Source organism: Streptomyces sp. enrichment culture (assembly GCF_964272855.1).
In the GTDB taxonomy this organism is placed as follows: Bacteria; Actinomycetota; Actinomycetes; order Streptomycetales; family Streptomycetaceae; genus Streptomyces.
This window is the reverse complement of record NZ_OZ186847.1, coordinates 3837385-3853175: the sequence shown is the minus strand read 5'-3', so window position 1 is coordinate 3853175 and position 15791 is coordinate 3837385. Positions and strand designations below refer to the sequence as shown.

Sequence of the window (15791 nt, the reverse complement as noted above, 5' to 3'; positions counted from 1 at the left end):
GGCTCACGCCGCCGGGGCCGTTCCTGGGCCGCCCTGTTCGTCGTCCTCCGGGAGCTTGCAGACCCGCTCCAGGAAGATCGCCGCCGCTATGACGGCGATGCCGGCCAGGACCGAGAAACCGGCGTAGATCGCCTGGTCGCGGCGGGCCGGGATGTCCAGGGACTCCAGGAGGAAGACGCCCGCGCCGCCGTACATACCGGCGACGAGGGCGGCCACCAGGGCGCTGGCCTGGCCGAAGACCACCGCGCGGGCCGCCATCAGCGGGTCGACGCCCTTGGCGCCGGGGCGGCGCTCGCGCTGGGCCCTGAGCCGGGAGCGCAGCGAGAGCGCCGTGGCCAGCAGGACCGCGGCGATCAGCGCCAGCACGATGGGGGCGGCCAGCGGGACGCTCGGCAGGGTGCCCAGCGAGCTCCACAGGCGGGCGCCCGCCCAGGACAGCACCCCGGCGACGGCGAACACGCCGGCCAGCACCCTGATGCGCAGCTCTCTCACGGTGTCCCTTCGGCTTCCCGGGTCTCCGGCTGGCGGATCTTCCCGATGACGGTCGTCTCGACCTTAACGACTACTCGGGCAGCCGGAGTTCCAGGTCGGCGCGGGCCGCGACGCCCTCTCGGGTGAGCGTGTCGAGCAGGTCGGCGACGGCGCCACGGCCGGGCAGCTGGGCGTCGGGGTCCACGTCGTGCCACGGGGCGAGGACGAAGGCACGCTCGTGGGCACGCGGGTGGGGGAGGGTGAGCCGCGGGTCGTCGGAGACGACATCGGCGTACGAGACGATGTCGACGTCGAGGGTGCGTGCGCCCCAGCGCTCGTCCCGCACCCGGTGGAACGCCTCCTCGACCGCGTGCGCCCGCTCCAACAGGGAGGACGGCGGCAGGGTCGTCTTCAGCACCACGACGGCGTTGAAGTACGACGGCTGGCTGCCGGGCTCGACGCCCCACGGCTCCGTCTCGTACACCGGCGACACCGCCTTGATCCGCACGCCCGGGGTGTCCTCCAAGGCGTCGACGGCCCCCTGGAGGGTCTCCAGGCGGTTGCCGAGGTTGGAGCCGAGGGAGAGCACGGCGAGTTTGGGGTTGTGCAGGGTGGTGTCGGCGGCGTCGACCTTCTCGACGACGGAGGCGGGCACCGGCTGTACGGTCGGGTCGGTGGGACCCTGCGTGAAGGATGCGGTCATGCTCGGCTCCGGGTGATGGTGACGGTCACGTCGTCGAAGGGCACCGTGATCGGCGCGTCCGGCTTGTGGACGCAGACCTCCACCTGCTGGACCCCTTCGTGCTTCAGACAGGTCTGGGCGATGCGCTCGGCGAGCGTCTCGATGAGGTCGACCGGCTCGCCCTCGACGACCGCCACGACCTCTTCCGCCACGATGCCGTAGTGCACGGTCTTCGCCAGGTCGTCGTCGGCCGCGGCCGGTCGGGTGTCCAGCCCCAGGACGAGGTCCACGATGAAGGTCTGGCCCTCCTCGCGCTCCTTGGGGAACACACCGTGGTGTCCACGGGCCTTCAGGCCGCGCAGCGCGACACGATCCACGCGAATCACTCCTGCAATCGTCGGTTGTGGCCGGTTCGTGCCGTGTGCGGACGGCGCACCGGCCTCGGACGAATCTACCTGCGGACACTGACGGCACCGGGCCGCGGGGCGTGGGTCCGGGCCGGGCCGGGAGGTCTTTATCGGGCGTTTCCCCTGGAGAACCCGGTGGCTCACGGGCCGGTGGCCGCCTCTGCCCGGGCGTCCGTGATTCCAACCACTCCTTGGTTCCTTCGGGCCCCTTCCGGTGCGCGAACCGGTGTGGGCACCGGCTTCCGCAGGACCGCCTACCCACTCAGGCGGGGGTGTCGTCGCCTTCTTCGTCGTCGCTTTCGGTCAGGACCGGGGAAGCGTGGTGCGACCAGAGCTTCCACCCCTCGGGCGTGCGCCGGTACACATTGGTGGCGACCACGAGCTGCCCCACGAGCGGGCCCAGCTCGTCGCCCTCCGCCGGGGCGGGGCCGCCGCTGAGGATGTTCTCGGTGCAGGTGACCAGGGCGGTGTCGCCGGTGACGGAGACGTGCACGTCGGTGAGGAAGAACTGGATGTAGTCGGTGTTCGCCATGATCAGCGCGTACGAGCGCAGGACCTCGCCGCGGCCGGTGAGGACCGGCCAGCCGGGGTGCACGCAGGAGACCACGCCGGTGTCCGCCGGGTCGTGGTAGGTCTCGTCGACGCCCAGGTCGGACGGGGTGAGCCAGATCCCGGAGACGGCTTCGAAGTCGCCGCGTTCCAGTGCTTCGTAGAAGGCGGTGTTGGCGAGCTCGACCTGCTCGACGTCGGTGTGCGGGGCGCTCACCGCGCTCCTTCCACGGCGCGCGCGACCCGTACCGCGTCCGCCGTCGCGCGCACCTCGTGCACGCGCACCGCCCACGCGCCGGCGTGCGCCGCGAGCGCCGAGACGGCGGCCGTCGCCGCGTCGCGCTCCCGCGCGGGCGGTGGGGCGGCCTCCGGGCCGGCGAGCACCCGCCCGAGGAACCGCTTGCGGGAGGCGGCGACGAGCAGCGGGTGGCCGAGGTCGCGCAGCCGGTGCAGGTGGGCGAGCAGGGCCAGGTCGTGATCCGCGTCCTTGGAGAACCCGAGGCCCGGGTCGACGACGATCCGGTCGGCGGCGATCCCGCCCTCCATGACGGCCTCCACGCGCGCGTGGAGCTCGTCCACGACCTCGGTGACGACGTCGTCGTAGACGCCCCGGACGTTGCCGCCCTCCAGGAAGCCGCGCCAGTGCATGACGACGAAGGGCGCACCGGCGTCCGCCACGACCGGGATCATCGCCGGGTCGGCGAGGCCGCCGCTGACGTCGTTGACGAGCGCGGCGCCGGCCGCGAGGGACTGCTCGGCGACCGAGGCGCGCATGGTGTCGACGGAGATGACGACGCCCTCGGAGGCCAGGCCGCGGACGACGGGGATGACGCGGCGCAGCTCCTCCTCCTCGTCCACCCGCGTGGCGCCGGGGCGGGTGGACTCGCCGCCGACGTCGACCAGGTCGGCGCCCTGGGCGACCATCTCCAGGCCGTGCTTGACCGCGGCGGTGGTGTCGAACCAGCGGCCGCCGTCGGAGAAGGAGTCGGGCGTCACGTTGACGACGCCCATGACCGCGCAGCGGTCCCATTCCGGAAGGCCCGCGATGTGTCCGCGTCCGCTCTGGTTGCTCATACGTTCAGCGTAGGCCCCGACGGCTCGCGCCTCTCCACGCGGAGTACGGCCGGGCCCGGCCGGGGCGTCACGCCGCGCGGACGTTCCTTTCCGGCAGGGCGTGGGCGCACGGGCGCGGCGCGGGCCGGCGGTGGCGCAGCCGGCGCGGCAGCAGCCGGGCCGGGTCCAGGAAGCCCTCGGCCTGCATGGCCGCGAAGCCGATGCGCGGCAGGTCGGCGGGCGCGCGGTAGACGACGAAACGCGGCTCCCAGCGCGGTCGGAACTTCGCGTTGAACTTGTACAGCGACTCGATCTGGAACCAGCGGGACAGAAACACCAGCAGCCCGCGCCAGGCGCGCAGCACCGGCCCCGCGCCGATCTTCTCGCCGCGCGCCAACGCGGCACGGAACATGGCGAAGTTGAGGGACACGCGCGTGATGCCGAATTTCGGCGCGGCCTGGAGGGCGGCGACGATCAGCAGTTCGTTCATGCCGGGGTCCGCCGCGCGGTCGCGGCGCATCAGGTCCAGGGAGACCCCGTCGGTGCCCCAGGGCACGAAGTGCAGGACGGCCATCAGGTCGCCGTACGCGCCCGGCTCGGCGTCGGCCTTGTGCGCGGTGGCGATCAGGCAGTCGCCGTCGGCGCTGTCGCCGATGCGGCCCAGTGCCATGGAGAAGCCGCGCTCGCTGTCGGTGCCGCGCCAGTCGTCGGCGGCGCGGCGGATCCGCTCCAGCTCGGCCTCGCCGAGGTCACGGACATGTCGTACCCGGGTCTGGTAACCGGCGCGCTCGATGCGCTTGACCATCTGGCGCACGTTGCGCATCGCGCGGCCGGCGAGGGAGAAATCCGCGACGTCCACCACCGCCTCGTCACCCAGTTCGAGGGCGTCGAGGCCGGTCTCGCGGGTCCACACCTCACCGCCCGTCTCGGAGCAGCCCATGACGGCGGGGGTCCAGGAGTGGGCGCGGGCCTCGTCCATGAAGCGCTCGATGGCGCCGGGCCAGGCCTCGACGTCGCCGATCGGGTCACCGCTGGCGAGCATCACGCCGGACACCACGCGGTAGGTGACCGCGGCCTTCCCGCTGGGCGAGAAGACGACGGCCTTGTCGCGGCGCAGCGCGAAGTGGCCGAGCGAGTCGCGGCCGCCGTGCTTCTCCAGCAGGGCCCGCAGCCGGGTCTCGTCCTCCTCGGTCAGCCGCGCGGCGGGGTGTTCGGGCCGCAGGGCGAGATAGACGGTGGTTACGGCGGTGAGCAGACCCAGGGCGCCCAGGGAGAAGGCGACCGTCCAGGAGGTGCTGCCGCGGTAGCCGACGGGGCCCTCCAGGCCGAACAGGCCGTACAGGACGTGGGCGATGCGGTCGGCCAGGCTCGGGTCGCCGACGATACGGCCGGGGTGGGCGCTGACGACGACCAGTCCGAGGGCGAGCGAACCGGCGCCCATGAGGACGAAGTTGGCGAGGGCGCGCCACCGGCTGCGCGGGTCGGGCAGGGCCGCGAACTGGTCGCGGTGCCGCAGCAGGAACGTCAGCAGGGCGAGCGAGATGACCACGCCCAGCAGGGAGTGCCGGTAGGTGAACTGGGCGACCGCGCCGACCGGCAGCAGCCCGACGGCGGCCCGCCAGGCGCGCCGCTTGTGCCGCCTGAGGCCGTGGGCGAGCAGCAGCAACAGCACGCCCGCGCTGAGCGAGAGCGCGGCCGCGAACGGCCCGAGCGCGCCGGGCAGCACTTCGGCGAGGGCGTGCATACGGCTGTGCCTGAAGCGCGGGAACACACCCGCGGCGATGTCCAGGAGCCCCACGAGGGCGCAGGCCCTGGCGACGAGGGCCGGTACGGACTCCGGTCGCGGCCCGCGCGGGAGTCGCCGCGTGCGCTTCGGCCGGCCCGGAACCCGGCCCGGCACTTCCCCATCTTCCCTGACAGACATCGCATCCCGTAGTTCCGCGCGAGACCTCGACTCCGGTGCCGATTCGGGCATCCGGCGACATTGCGCCCTCTAGGACGGTGTCTTGGGGAGGGAGGTTCACTCCTTACGGCAAGCGCGTTCAAAGGACTCCGGGGCGGAAATGATCTTGTGGAATTCGGAGACGGGGGCATTCACTCCCCGCCGGGTTTCCTGATGCGATGTGAACCCTTCCGCTTGGCTTTCTTTTTGCGGCCCAGGGCACCACGATTCGCCTACGCGCGGTAAGTTTCTGGCCATGCCACGTGGACGTCACCGCCATTCCCCTCCTTTGCACAGGATGCTTCCTCCCTCGGCGATCGCAGGCGTCTCCTTCGTCTGCGCCCTCGGCCCCTGGGTGTTCACGGAACCGATGGTGCTGCGAGGGCTTGCCGCGGCCGCCGCGGTGACGGCGGCGGTCGGCGCGGTCGTCATGCGGCGCTGGGACACCCAGGCGGGCAAACGCGTCGCCGACCTCACGCGCGCGCGGGCGAGCGACGAGTGGCGCTTCGAGGAGCGGGTCGCCGAACTGGAGGCCGATCTCGACGAGTCGCGCGAGCTGCGCCGCAAGCTGGAGCAGCGGCTGCGCGCCAAGCGCACCGAACTGGCCGGTCTGCGCAACGAGCACGCCGCCCTGCTGCGTCGGTACGCCACGGCCGAGACCGAGCGGGCGAGCGCCCTCGAAAACCGACGGCTGCTGGAACTGGAGGCCGCGGTGCCCGCGCGGGCGCTGCCGCCGGTGCCGGTGCGCGAGTCGGAGCCGGAGCGGGCGGAGACGGCGGAGCAGGCGGCGGAGGCCGCCGAGGAGAAGCCGGGCGTGCCCGCGCTCTTCTCCCCGGAGGGCTCCCGGCTGTTCGCGCGGGCCGGCGCGGCACTGGCCCGGCTCGACGCCGATGCCGACGTGGCGGCCGAGGACAAGGCCAAGGACGCGCCCAAGGGTGTTGCTGAGGACACGGCCAAGGACGCGGCCAAGGGTGTTGCTGAGGACACGGCCAAGGACGCGGCCAAGGCTGACTCGGCTTCTGATTCCGGTACCAAGACCGACCCGGCGACGGCTTCCGACCGGTCCGGTGCCTCCGTGCCGCGGCAGGCCGCGGCGCCGGACGCCGCGCGCCCCACCGAGACGGAGGCCGCGCCGGAGGACGAGGCACAGGGGAAGCCCGAGGCGGCCGCCGGGCAGGAGCACGCGGCCGCCGCCTCCACGGACCCGGCCGCCGAACCGCCCGCCGGGCAGCAGCCCGCGGGGCACTTCACCGTGCCGACCGCGGTCGCCGTCGTACCGGCCGCTCCCGCGCGGCGGCCCGCGATCGAGGGCGGGTTCGACTTCTTCGGCACCAAGGACAAGGCCGCCGGCTCCGCCGCTCTGGAGGCCGTGCAGAACGAGGACCTGGCCGACGTCGTCGGCCGCGAGGCGCTGGACGAGCACAGGACCGAGGCCGGGGACGCGTCCGAGGACGGTTCCGAGCCGGCCGCTGCCGCCGCCGCCGAGCCCGCCGTCGGTCACGTCATCGACCTCACGGCGCACGACGAGACGGAGCAGATCGACCTGCAGGGGCTGCGCAGCGCGGCCTCCTGAGGTCACCGCCGCCGGAGGGGCGTTCGGGCGCCGACGGAGGGCCGGCCCCGGAGGGCGTTACGCCATCCACCGGTCGGGCCGCGCGTCCTTCCGGCCCGTCCGTGACCTCTCCGCCTGCTCCTGCAGGAGTCGTGTCGCCTCCTCGGCGTCCCTCAGGCGCGCTGTGACGGTGTGCCCGGCGCCGGTGTCCACCCGCACGTCCGCGAGGCCCCACACGCGCTCCCAGGGCCCTTGGGTGAGCCGTACGCTCTGCACCTTCGCGTGCGGGACGAGCGCGAGGCTGCGGCCCAGCAGTCCGCGCCGGGCGGCGAAGACGGCGTCGGTGACCGTGAAGCCGTAGCCCCGCCACCACAGCGGCAGGCAGCGGCCCGCGCGGCGCGGGGAGCCCGACAGCTCCGGCCCGCGCGGAACGGTCACCCCGGGGAGCACGCGTTCGACCAGGGACTCGGCGACCTCGCGCGGGGCCACCGGCAGCAGCGCGGAGTTCGACGACCCGGCCACGTCCAGCTCCACCCGGACCCAGCCGCGCCGCCGCCACAGCAGCGGTTCCACGATCCGCACGGTCTGCACGCGCCCCGGCGGCACCGTCTCGTGGACGCGGTCGAGCAGTCCGCGGTCGACCCGCAGTCCGTCCGGGGACTCGGCGACCGTCCAGTCGTAGTCGGCGACGAACCGCCCCACGCTGGTCGCGCCCGCCGCGCCGAGCAGCGGCAGCGCGGTCGCGAGGACCGTCCACAGGTTGTGGGTGGCGAACCACAGGACCGGCGGAACGACAAGCGCGGCGGCCAGCGAGCCCCAGGTGGCGCCCGTCAGCACCAGGGAGAGCGCGAGGACGCCGGGCGGCACGCGCAGCAGCTGACGCGCCGGCGCCTCGCCGACCTCGTGCGCCGTCTGGGGCGCGAAACCGGCCGCCCGCGCGAGCAGCTCGGCGCGCAGGGCACGCGCCTCGCTCTGGCCCAGGAAGGCGAGTTCGTCCTTCTTGCCGGTCCCGACGACGTCGAGTTTGAGCTTCGCGACGCCCGCCACGCGCGCGAGGAGCGGCTGGGTGACGTCGACGGCCTGGACGCGCTCCAGCCGGATGTGCGCGGTGCGCCGGAAAATCAGGCCGGTGCGTATGCGCAGCTCCGTCTCGGTGACCGCGAAGTGCGTGAACCACCAGGTGAGGAAGCCGTACAGGGCGGCGGCCGGGATGAGCACGGCGAGCGCGATCAGCAGCGTGGTCGTGGTCAGCCGGGCCAGCTGGCGCTGCGCCTGGTCCGGGTCGTGCGCCGCCCAGCCGAGCAGCACGGCGACCGGCGCCCACGCCCGCCGCAACGGCGTCACGGGGTGCAGCCGCCGCTCGCTCACGGTCTGGTCGCGGCGTACGGCGTCGTCGGTGTCCGGCGTGCTCACAGCCCCGCCGATCGGGCCTCGCCCAGCTCGGTGAGCCGGTCGCGCAGCCGTTCCGCCTCGGCCGGGTCCAGGCCGGGGATGGTCGCGTCGGTGGCGGCGGCCGCAGTGTGCAGTTGCACGCTGGCCAGCCCGAAGTGCCGCTCCAGCGGGCCGGAGGTGACCTCCACGAGCTGCATGCGCCCGTACGGCACGACCGTCTCCTCACGCCACAGCACGCCCCGGCTGATCAGCAGGTCGTCGGCGCGCTCGGCGTACCGCCAGGAGCGCCAGTTGCGGGCGGCCAGGTCCCAGCCCCACGCCATCAGGGCCAGCGGCAGCAGCGCGAACGCCGCCCACGCGGGCCCCACCAGCAGCCAGAGCGTCAGTCCGCCGCCCAGCGCCAGCACTCCCAGCCACACCACCAGCAACAGGCGCCGCATCCGCAGCAGCCCCGGAGGCAGACCGGTCCACACCGGCTCGGCCCCCGTCACCTCCGTGCCCCGTGGGCTCCCCGTTTCCATGAGGCCAGCGTACGTAGGGGAGACTGGGGCCATGACTCCTACGACGGAGACCACGGTCGGGATCGGCGGCGCCGCGGAGAGCACCGACATGGTGCTCAACATCGGGCCTCAGCACCCGTCCACGCACGGTGTGCTGCGACTGCGGCTGCTCCTGGACGGCGAGCGCATCACGAGCGCGGAGCCGGTGATCGGCTACATGCACCGGGGCGCGGAGAAGCTGTTCGAGGCGCGCGACTACCGCCAGATCATCATGCTCGCCAACCGCCACGACTGGCTGTCGGCGTTCTCCAACGAGCTGGGCGTGGTCCTGGCCGTCGAGCGGATGCTCGGCATGGAGGTGCCTGCGCGCGCGGTGTGGACGCGCACGCTGCTCGCCGAGCTGAACCGGGTGCTCAACCACCTGATGTTCCTCGGCTCCTACCCCCTGGAGCTGGGCGGCATCACGCCGGTCTTCTACGCGTTCCGGGAGCGCGAGGTCCTCCAGAACGTCATGGAGGAGGTGTCCGGCGGGCGTATGCACTACATGTTCAACCGCGTCGGCGGCCTCAAGGAGGACCTGCCGGCCGGCTGGACCGCACGCGCGCGTGCCGCCGTCGCCGCGGTGCGCTCACGCATGGACGTCTACGACGACCTGGTGCTCGGCAACGAGATCTTCCGGGGGCGCACGCGGGGCGTGGGCGCGCTCACCCCCGAGGCCGTGCACGCCTACGGCGTGAGCGGCCCCATCGCGCGCGCCTCGGGCGTCGACTTCGACCTGCGCCGCGACGAGCCGTACCTGGCCTACGGCGAGCTCCAGGACACCCTCAAGGTCGTCACCCGGCGGGAGGGCGACTGCCTCGCCCGCTTCGAGTGCCTGCTGGAGCAGACCCACAACGCGCTCGACCTCGCCGACGCCTGTCTCGACCGGCTCGCCGAGCTGCCGCCCGGGCCGATCAACCAGCGCCTGCCCAAGGTGCTGAAGGCGCCCGAGGGGCACACCTACGCGTGGACCGAGAACCCGCTCGGCATCAACGGCTACTACCTCGTCAGCAAGGGCGAGAAGACGCCGTACCGGCTGAAGCTGCGCTCGGCCTCGTACAACAACATCCAGGCGCTCACCGAGCTGCTGCCGGGCACGCTGGTGGCGGACATGGTGGCGATCCTGGGGTCGATGTTCTTCGTGGTCGGGGACATCGACAAGTAGGCACGCAGGACGGGCGGGACGGTGGACGGTCAGCGCTCGTCCGCCGCCGTCCCGGTCAGTGGGTCCGGGATCCCGACCGGCTGCACCAGCCAGCCGAAGTCGCCGAGGCCGCCCGGCGCGGTGAGCTCCGCCGCCTCGCCGGCGCTCGTGAGGGCGCGCACGTAGGCCGCGGGGTCCGTGGAGGCGAGCGTGAGCGGGGGGCGTGCGCCTGCGACCCCCAGGGCGTGCAAGGCGTCGCGTTGTCGCAGTACGCGCCCCCCGGGGAGCGTGCACGCGTCCAGCGCCACATGCGCCGTGATGTCGCACGACCCGTCCGGCACCGGCGCCGTCTCCCGTCCCTCCCGGAAGCCGGTGAGCGTCCCGAACGGGGGGCGCGTGTCCGCCGTGTGCGCGTAGTCCACGGCCACCGCGAGCCCCCGCTCCACACAGGAGACGGCCGACGCCCACGCAGTGTCCCTGGGGAGCCCGATCTCCGCCCGCAGCCCCTCCTCGCCCGGCAGCGGCCACCACCGCTCCAGCCACGCCGCCTCCGCGCCCGCGACCGGCTCCCCGAGCCGTTCCGTCCCGTCCGCCCGCACCAGCACCCGCCGCGGCACCCCCGCGCGGTCGGTCTCGACGACCTCCACGGGCACGTTGTCCAGCCACTCGTTGGCGAACAGCAGCCCGGTGAGCCCCGCGGGCGGCTCGGACCGCCACTCGATGCGGTGATCGAGCCCGTCCGGACGGTCGGCGATCTCGACGGCGTACGCGCGCGTGCGGGCGGCCACCTCGGCGGGCAGCGCGGCCAGCACACCGGTGACGAGTTCGCCGCGCCCCGCCGCCATGTCCACGAAACCGAGCGCCGCCGGGCGGCCCAGCGCATCGTCGACCCGGCACAGCAGCGCGGCCACCGCCCGCGCGAACAGCGGCGACGCGTGCACGGACGTACGGAAGTGCCCGGCGGGGCCCTCGGGCCTGCGATAGAAGCCGCCCGGCCCGTACAGCGCCGCCTCGGCCGTCGCCCGCCACCCCTGCCGGCCGTCACCCGGCGCCCCGGCCGTCACGCCGGTCGCATCGCCAGTCACAAAGCGGGGCTCGTCGCCGGTCGTATCGCGGGGCTCGTCACCGGTCACATCGTGCGTCACATCGCCAGGCTAGGCGCACAGGAGAACGGCTCCTCCACCTTGGGGAGTACGCGGGCCCGCTCCGTATCGATCCTCCGGTTGACCCCCGCACGCATCACGCTTCCCTACGCTGGGTTACGTGCAGCGCCTCTATGACTTCCTCCGCAGGCACCCGACATGGGTCGACGGCTTCTGGGCCGTGATCCTCCTCGGGATCTCCCTTGTGGGCGGACAGGTCGAGCAGGAGAACCGGGGCACGGATCTGCCGGTCCTGTGGGTGCCCGTCGTGGTGCTGCTCAGCATGGTGGTCGCGCTGCGTCGCCGGATGCCGGAGAAGATGCTGCTGCTGGCGGCCGCGGTGGGCGTGGCGCAGCTGGTGCTGGACGTCGCCACGACACCCGCGAACTTCGCCATGCTGGTGATCGTCTTCACGGTGGCCGCGACGGGGGCGCGCTGGGCCTCCCGGTTCGCGCTGATCGCCGCGCTGGTCGCGGCGCCGCTCGCGCAGCTGCGCTGGCCGTCCCCCGACGGCGGCACGGCGGGACACATCGTGGGCACGGTCTTCACGACCGTGCCGTTCGCGCTCGCCTGGGTGCTCGGCGACTCGATCCGCACCCGCCGCGCCTACTTCGCGCAGCTCGAGGAGCGCGCCGCCCGCCTGGAGAAGGAGCGCGAGGCACAGTCCAAGGTCGCCGTCGCCGCCGAGCGCGCCCGGATCGCCCGCGAGCTGCACGACGTCGTCGCGCACAACGTGTCGGTGATGGTGGTGCAGGCCGACGGCGCCGCCTACGTCCTCGACGCCGCGCCCGACCAGGCGAAGAAGGCCCTGGAGACCATCTCCTCCACCGGCCGGCAGGCGCTCGCCGAGATGCGCCGGCTGCTCGGCGTGCTGCGCACCGGCGAGCACCAGGAGGGCGGGGAGTACGTCCCGCAGCCCGACGTCGAGCAGATCGAGGACCTGGTCGAGCAGTGCCGGGTGTCCGGGCTGCCGGTCGACTTCAAGGTCGAGGGCACCCCGCGCCCGCTGCCCAGCGGCGTGGAGCTGACCGCCTACCGCATCGTGCAGGAGGCGCTGACCAACACCCGCAAGCACGGCGGCCCGAACGCGGGCGCCAGTGTGCGTCTGGTCTACTTCGACGACGGCCTCGGCCTGCTGGTGGAGGACGACGGCAAGGGTGCCCCGCACGAGCTGTACGAGGAGGGCGGCGCCGACGGACAGGGCCACGGCCTGATCGGCATGCGCGAGCGGGTCGGCATGGTCGGCGGCACCCTGGACGCCGGGCCCCGCCCCGGCGGAGGATTCCGCATCAGCGCCCTGCTGCCGCTCAAACCGGCGCACTGACGCCCGCGCACGCCCCCTGTTGACACCTGTCACACCCCCCCCGCAACGACCATGGACACGGAAGAGGCCCCGATGACGATCCGCGTGATGCTCGTCGACGACCAGGTGCTGCTGCGCACCGGGTTCCGGATGGTGCTCGCCGCCCAGCCGGACATGGAGGTCGTCGCGGAGGCGGGGGACGGCGTCGAGGCCCTTCAGGCGGTGCGCTCGACCGCGGTCGACGTCGTGCTGATGGACGTCCGCATGCCCAAGCTCGACGGCGTGGAGGCCACCCGGCGCATCTGCTCGGAGCCGGACCCGCCGAAGGTGCTGATCCTGACCACCTTCGACCTCGACGAGTACGCCTTCTCCGGGCTGAAGGCGGGCGCCTCCGGGTTCATGCTCAAGGACGTGCCGCCCGGCGAGCTGCTCGCCGCGATCCGCTCGGTGCACAGCGGCGACGCCGTGGTGGCGCCCTCGACCACCCGGCGGCTGCTGGACCGGTTCGCGCCGATGCTGCCCAGCGCCGGCAAGGAGCCCCAGCACAAGGAGCTGGAGCGGCTGACCGACCGGGAGCGCGAGGTCATGATGCTGGTGGCGCAGGGCCTGTCCAACGGCGAGATCGCCGCCCGGCTGGTGCTGTCGGAGGCGACCGTGAAGACGCACGTCGGACGCATCCTGACCAAGCTCGGGCTGCGGGACCGGGTGCAGGTCGTCGTCCTGGCGTACGAGACGGGACTTGTACGGGCCGGCGGACACGGCTGACGGAGCCCAGGACTCGCTCGCCTGGGCCGGCCCCGGCACGGGCTCCCCGCGCGGTCAGCGCAGGACGCCCTCGATGAAGTCGCTGCCCAGGCGGGCCACCGCCGACAGGTCCAGCTGGTGCTGCGCGTAACGGCCGCGGCGGCGCGTGGTGATCAGACCGGCCTTCTTCAGCACGCTCAGGTGCCGGGATATCTCGGGCGCCGACATGCCGTGCGCGTCGGCCAGCTCGCTGGTGGTGTGCGGGGCGCGGGCCAGATGACGGCACAGCCGCATCCGCACCGGGTGCGCCAGCGCGTCCAGCCGGCGGGTGAGCTGTTCGACGGACGGGGCCTGCGGCGCGGAACCGCTGACCGGGTAGGTGATCGCGGGCTGCCAGCCGTACCGGTGCAGCACCATCACATGCGGCCAGCCCAGGCTCGTCGGGACCAGGACCAGGCCGCCGTCCCCCGTGGCGGTGCGGCCCACGATCAGCTTGTCGACCGTGACGAGCCCGGCCTCCTCGTCCAGCGACACCGCCGAGGACACCGCGGCCAGGGCGTCGCCGAGACCCTTGTGGCGCAGCAGCTCCGTCTTGTGCCGGGCGTCGGCGGCCAGCTGCGGCTGGACCCGGGCCCAGACGTCCGCGAAGAAGGCCTCGTCGCAGTCCAGCATCAGCTGGCGGAACCAGGCGCGCACGGCCGGCGGGTCATCGAGCAGCCGCCGGGTGAACCGCTCCTGCACACAGCCCCGCGCGGCGGCCATGTCCAGTGCGCGCCGGCGCACGGTCTCGTCCTGCAGCGGGCCGGCGCTCTCGGTGTCGTAGCTGATCTGGCAGGTGAACTCCAGGGCCGCGTGCACGAACTGCTGGTCGGTCAGCTTGTCCAGCAGGTCCAGTTCCTCGGCGAGCGTGCCGCCCGGAAGCGTGTGCGTGCCGGGGAGACCGGCGAAGGGCGCGAAGACGTCGGAGAACGTCGTGCGCCAGAGGAAGTCCGCCTCGCACAGCCGGTCCGCGAGGCCCGGATCGAGCTGCGAGGAGACCGCCGTCGCCCAGCCCTGGAGCCCCGGATGGTGCCCGGGCTCGGCGAGCGCGTGCAGGGCCATGCCGAGTCGGCCAGCGGCGACGGCACGAAGGAGATCCGCTCCTGGGGCAGCCCGGTGATGTCGATGCTCACGCTCATGCCCCCATGGTGCACCCGGCCACCGACAACGCCCCGTCGATTGACGGGAGCTGCCAATCGGCGGGACACGCCGCCCCGCCGGGCGCAGGCTGAGCACACCGGGGCAGCCGCGGAGCCTTCCGGAATCCCCTCTGTCCCGACGTCCCGAAGAGGCGAACCGTCATGAGCGTCACCCAGCAGTACTTCCTCGACACCTACCGCGCCCAGCGCCTCGGCGAGACCTTCCCGCCGCAGCCCGGCGCCCACGACTGGCAGGTCGTGCGCGAGTGGCGCGACCGCCGCGAGTTCCGGGCCGTCCTCGCGGGCCGCCCCGTCCACGGGCGGACACGGCGGGTCCTCGGCAGGTGGCTGCGGCTGCGGCCGCGCTTCTAGTCCCGCCCTGCCGTTCAGGTCCGGGCCTGGGCGCCCGCCCCGCCGGCGGCCTCCTCGGCCAGCCGTGCCGCGAAGTCCGCGACCGCGGACCGCACGTCGGCCGCCGTCCACTCCAGGCCGGTGGCGCGGACGTAGACCTCCGTCATGGCCAGGCCGGGGCCCTTCCGGTCCCAGGCGTTGGCGAAGAGGACCGTGCCGGTCTCCTCGGCCGCGCGCACCGCCGCCTCGGCGACGACATCGGCGTCGTACGGCAGCCAGACCTGGAACTCGTTGGTGTGCGGCACCTCGGGGTGGACGCGCGACCACGGCACCCCGGCCGCCGCGAGGCCCTCGCGCAGCGCGGCGGCCACCACGCGCGCGTGGGTCACGTACGCGGGCAGCCGGGGCAGTTCCCGCTCCAGGCCGACGAGTGCCGACAGCACGGTGGGGAACTGCTGGAAGACCGTGCCGCCGTACCGGTGCCGCCAGGTCTTCGCCTCCTCCACCAGCGTCGCAGGCCCGGCCAGCGCGGCACCGCCGAAGCCGTCGAGGGACTTGTAGAACGAGACGTACACGCTGTCCGCGAGGCCCGCGATCTCCTCCAGGGGGCGGCCGAAGTGGACGGTGGACTCCCACAGGCGCGCGCCGTCGAAGTGCACCACCGCCTCGCGTTCGCGCGCCGCCGCCACGGTCTCGGTCAGCTCCTCCCACGAGGGCAGCACGAAACCGGCGTCCCTGAGGGGCAGTTCCACCATCAGCGCGCCGAACGGTTCCGCGAGCCCGCGCACCTCGTCGGCGCTCGGCAGTCGCGGCTCGCCGGTCACATGGACCGGTCGCAACCCGCCGACCTGGCTGAACGCGTGGCGTTCATGCACTTCGGGGTGGGCGAGCGGATGCAGGGCGACGGCCGTGTTCCCGGTGCGGCCCGCCCAGCAGCGCAGCGCCACCTGCTGCGCCATCGTGCCGGTCGGGAAGAACGCGGCGGCCTCGGTGCCGAGCAGTCCGGCGACCTTCTCCTCCAAGGCCTCGACCACGCCGTTGCCGTAGAGGTCGACCGGCTCGTCCAGGTCGTACACCTCTGCCGCGGTGTCCAGCAGCGCGAGGCGCTCGCGGAGGGTGAGCAGATAGCTCGGGCGCGCGAGTATGCGCCGGGCGCTCCGGCTCGCGCCGAGGCGCCGCTCCCGGCGCCGCTTGCGCTGCTCTTCGTCCGTCAGGATGTCCTCGTCCGTCAGGGTGTCCGGTGTGCCTCGGTCGGCCGTGTCGCTCATGGACGCGATGATCGCGCGCGGCGCCCCGCGCGGGCACACGCTTTTCCCTCACGCGCCGTCTGGGAACCCCGAGT

15 protein-coding genes and 1 pseudogene are annotated in these 15791 nt (G+C 73.5%); 5 read left to right on the top strand and 11 right to left on the bottom strand.

Translation table 11 applies throughout. The features are described from left to right. Positions 1-3: 3 nt before the first annotated feature. The 6 genes from ACSU6L_RS16555 to ACSU6L_RS16530 form a co-directional block, all read right to left on the bottom strand. The gene (locus ACSU6L_RS16555) at positions 4-492 is read right to left on the bottom strand and encodes a DUF3180 domain-containing protein (protein ID WP_437057591.1); all 489 of its coding nucleotides are present in this window, start codon (positions 490-492) and stop codon (positions 4-6) included. 70 nt (positions 493-562) lie between these two features. After that, positions 563-1174 carry a 2-amino-4-hydroxy-6-hydroxymethyldihydropteridine diphosphokinase gene (folK, locus tag ACSU6L_RS16550; protein ID WP_437057589.1) on the bottom strand — a complete coding sequence of 204 codons (612 nt, stop codon included), beginning with the start codon at positions 1172-1174 and terminating at the stop codon, positions 563-565. Continuing rightward, positions 1171-1530, bottom strand: coding sequence for a dihydroneopterin aldolase (gene folB / locus ACSU6L_RS16545; protein ID WP_437057587.1), 360 nt, complete (start codon positions 1528-1530; stop codon positions 1171-1173). The genes folK and folB overlap by 4 nt, the downstream gene beginning before the upstream one ends. A gap of 292 nt (positions 1531-1822) precedes the next feature. Beyond that, a complete protein-coding gene (locus ACSU6L_RS16540) occupies positions 1823-2326 on the bottom strand; it encodes a nuclear transport factor 2 family protein (RefSeq protein ID WP_437057585.1) in 504 nt (167 codons plus the stop codon). Beyond that, positions 2323-3183 (bottom strand): dihydropteroate synthase, encoded by an 861-nt coding sequence (gene folP, locus ACSU6L_RS16535; RefSeq protein ID WP_437057583.1) that lies wholly within the window; start codon positions 3181-3183, stop codon positions 2323-2325. Before folP ends, ACSU6L_RS16540 begins: the two co-directional genes overlap by 4 nt. A 67-nt stretch (positions 3184-3250) precedes the next feature. Further along, the gene (locus ACSU6L_RS16530) at positions 3251-5062 is read right to left on the bottom strand and encodes a phosphatidylglycerol lysyltransferase domain-containing protein (protein ID WP_437057581.1); all 1812 of its coding nucleotides are present in this window, start codon (positions 5060-5062) and stop codon (positions 3251-3253) included. Positions 5063-5402: 340 nt separating this feature from the next. Here ACSU6L_RS16530 and ACSU6L_RS16525 point away from each other — a divergent pair, with 340 nt between their 5' ends. Next, entirely contained in the window at positions 5403-6677 is a 1275-nt protein-coding gene (locus tag ACSU6L_RS16525; RefSeq protein ID WP_437057579.1) for a hypothetical protein, read from the top strand. A gap of 57 nt (positions 6678-6734) precedes the next feature. On the opposite strand, the gene ACSU6L_RS16520 is transcribed toward ACSU6L_RS16525, so the two are convergent. After that, positions 6735-8069: a PH domain-containing protein gene (locus ACSU6L_RS16520; protein WP_437057577.1), complete on the bottom strand. Its 1335-nt coding sequence runs from the start codon at positions 8067-8069 to the stop codon at positions 6735-6737. Further along, the gene (locus ACSU6L_RS16515; RefSeq protein WP_437057575.1) at positions 8066-8569 is read right to left on the bottom strand and encodes a PH domain-containing protein; all 504 of its coding nucleotides are present in this window, start codon (positions 8567-8569) and stop codon (positions 8066-8068) included. The genes ACSU6L_RS16520 and ACSU6L_RS16515 overlap by 4 nt, the downstream gene beginning before the upstream one ends. Before the next feature lie 31 nt (positions 8570-8600). Between ACSU6L_RS16515 and ACSU6L_RS16510 the strand changes: the two genes are divergently transcribed. Next, positions 8601-9752, top strand: coding sequence for an NADH-quinone oxidoreductase subunit D (locus tag ACSU6L_RS16510; protein ID WP_437057573.1), 1152 nt, complete (start codon positions 8601-8603; stop codon positions 9750-9752). Between the two features lie 29 nt (positions 9753-9781). On the opposite strand, the gene ACSU6L_RS16505 is transcribed toward ACSU6L_RS16510, so the two are convergent. After that, positions 9782-10795 (bottom strand): SAM-dependent methyltransferase, encoded by a 1014-nt coding sequence (locus ACSU6L_RS16505; protein ID WP_437064923.1) that lies wholly within the window; start codon positions 10793-10795, stop codon positions 9782-9784. Positions 10796-10994: 199 nt separating this feature from the next. On the opposite strand from ACSU6L_RS16505, the gene ACSU6L_RS16500 reads away from it, so the two are divergent. Together ACSU6L_RS16500 and ACSU6L_RS16495 are read left to right on the top strand one after the other, a co-directional pair. After that, positions 10995-12197: a sensor histidine kinase gene (locus ACSU6L_RS16500; RefSeq protein ID WP_437057572.1), complete on the top strand. Its 1203-nt coding sequence runs from the start codon at positions 10995-10997 to the stop codon at positions 12195-12197. Positions 12198-12269: 72 nt separating this feature from the next. Continuing rightward, positions 12270-12941: a response regulator gene (locus tag ACSU6L_RS16495; protein WP_437057570.1), complete on the top strand. Its 672-nt coding sequence runs from the start codon at positions 12270-12272 to the stop codon at positions 12939-12941. Positions 12942-12995: 54 nt separating this feature from the next. Here ACSU6L_RS16495 and ACSU6L_RS16490 read toward each other — a convergent pair. Continuing rightward, positions 12996-14098, bottom strand: a pseudogene (locus tag ACSU6L_RS16490) (DUF5937 family protein). A gap of 162 nt (positions 14099-14260) precedes the next feature. On the opposite strand from ACSU6L_RS16490, the gene ACSU6L_RS16485 reads away from it, so the two are divergent. Next, the gene (locus tag ACSU6L_RS16485; RefSeq protein ID WP_437057568.1) at positions 14261-14470 is read left to right on the top strand and encodes a hypothetical protein; all 210 of its coding nucleotides are present in this window, start codon (positions 14261-14263) and stop codon (positions 14468-14470) included. Positions 14471-14484: 14 nt separating this feature from the next. On the opposite strand, the gene ACSU6L_RS16480 is transcribed toward ACSU6L_RS16485, so the two are convergent. Next, complete coding sequence (locus ACSU6L_RS16480) at positions 14485-15717, bottom strand: threonine aldolase family protein (protein ID WP_437057566.1); 1233 nt, start codon at positions 15715-15717, stop codon at positions 14485-14487. Positions 15718-15791: the final 74 nt, after the last annotated feature.

Coding starts and splice junctions, on each gene's coding strand:
- ACSU6L_RS16495 (WP_437057570.1), top strand. CDS start 12,270: ATGACGATCCGCGTGATGCTCGTCGACGACCAGGTGCTGCTGCGCACC.
- ACSU6L_RS16515 (WP_437057575.1), bottom strand. CDS start 8,569: ATGGAAACGGGGAGCCCACGGGGCACGGAGGTGACGGGGGCCGAGCCG.
- ACSU6L_RS16485 (WP_437057568.1), top strand. CDS start 14,261: ATGAGCGTCACCCAGCAGTACTTCCTCGACACCTACCGCGCCCAGCGC.
- ACSU6L_RS16510 (WP_437057573.1), top strand. CDS start 8,601: ATGACTCCTACGACGGAGACCACGGTCGGGATCGGCGGCGCCGCGGAG.
- ACSU6L_RS16480 (WP_437057566.1), bottom strand. CDS start 15,717: ATGAGCGACACGGCCGACCGAGGCACACCGGACACCCTGACGGACGAG.
- ACSU6L_RS16525 (WP_437057579.1), top strand. CDS start 5,403: ATGCTTCCTCCCTCGGCGATCGCAGGCGTCTCCTTCGTCTGCGCCCTC.
- folK (WP_437057589.1), bottom strand. CDS start 1,174: ATGACCGCATCCTTCACGCAGGGTCCCACCGACCCGACCGTACAGCCG.
- folP (WP_437057583.1), bottom strand. CDS start 3,183: ATGAGCAACCAGAGCGGACGCGGACACATCGCGGGCCTTCCGGAATGG.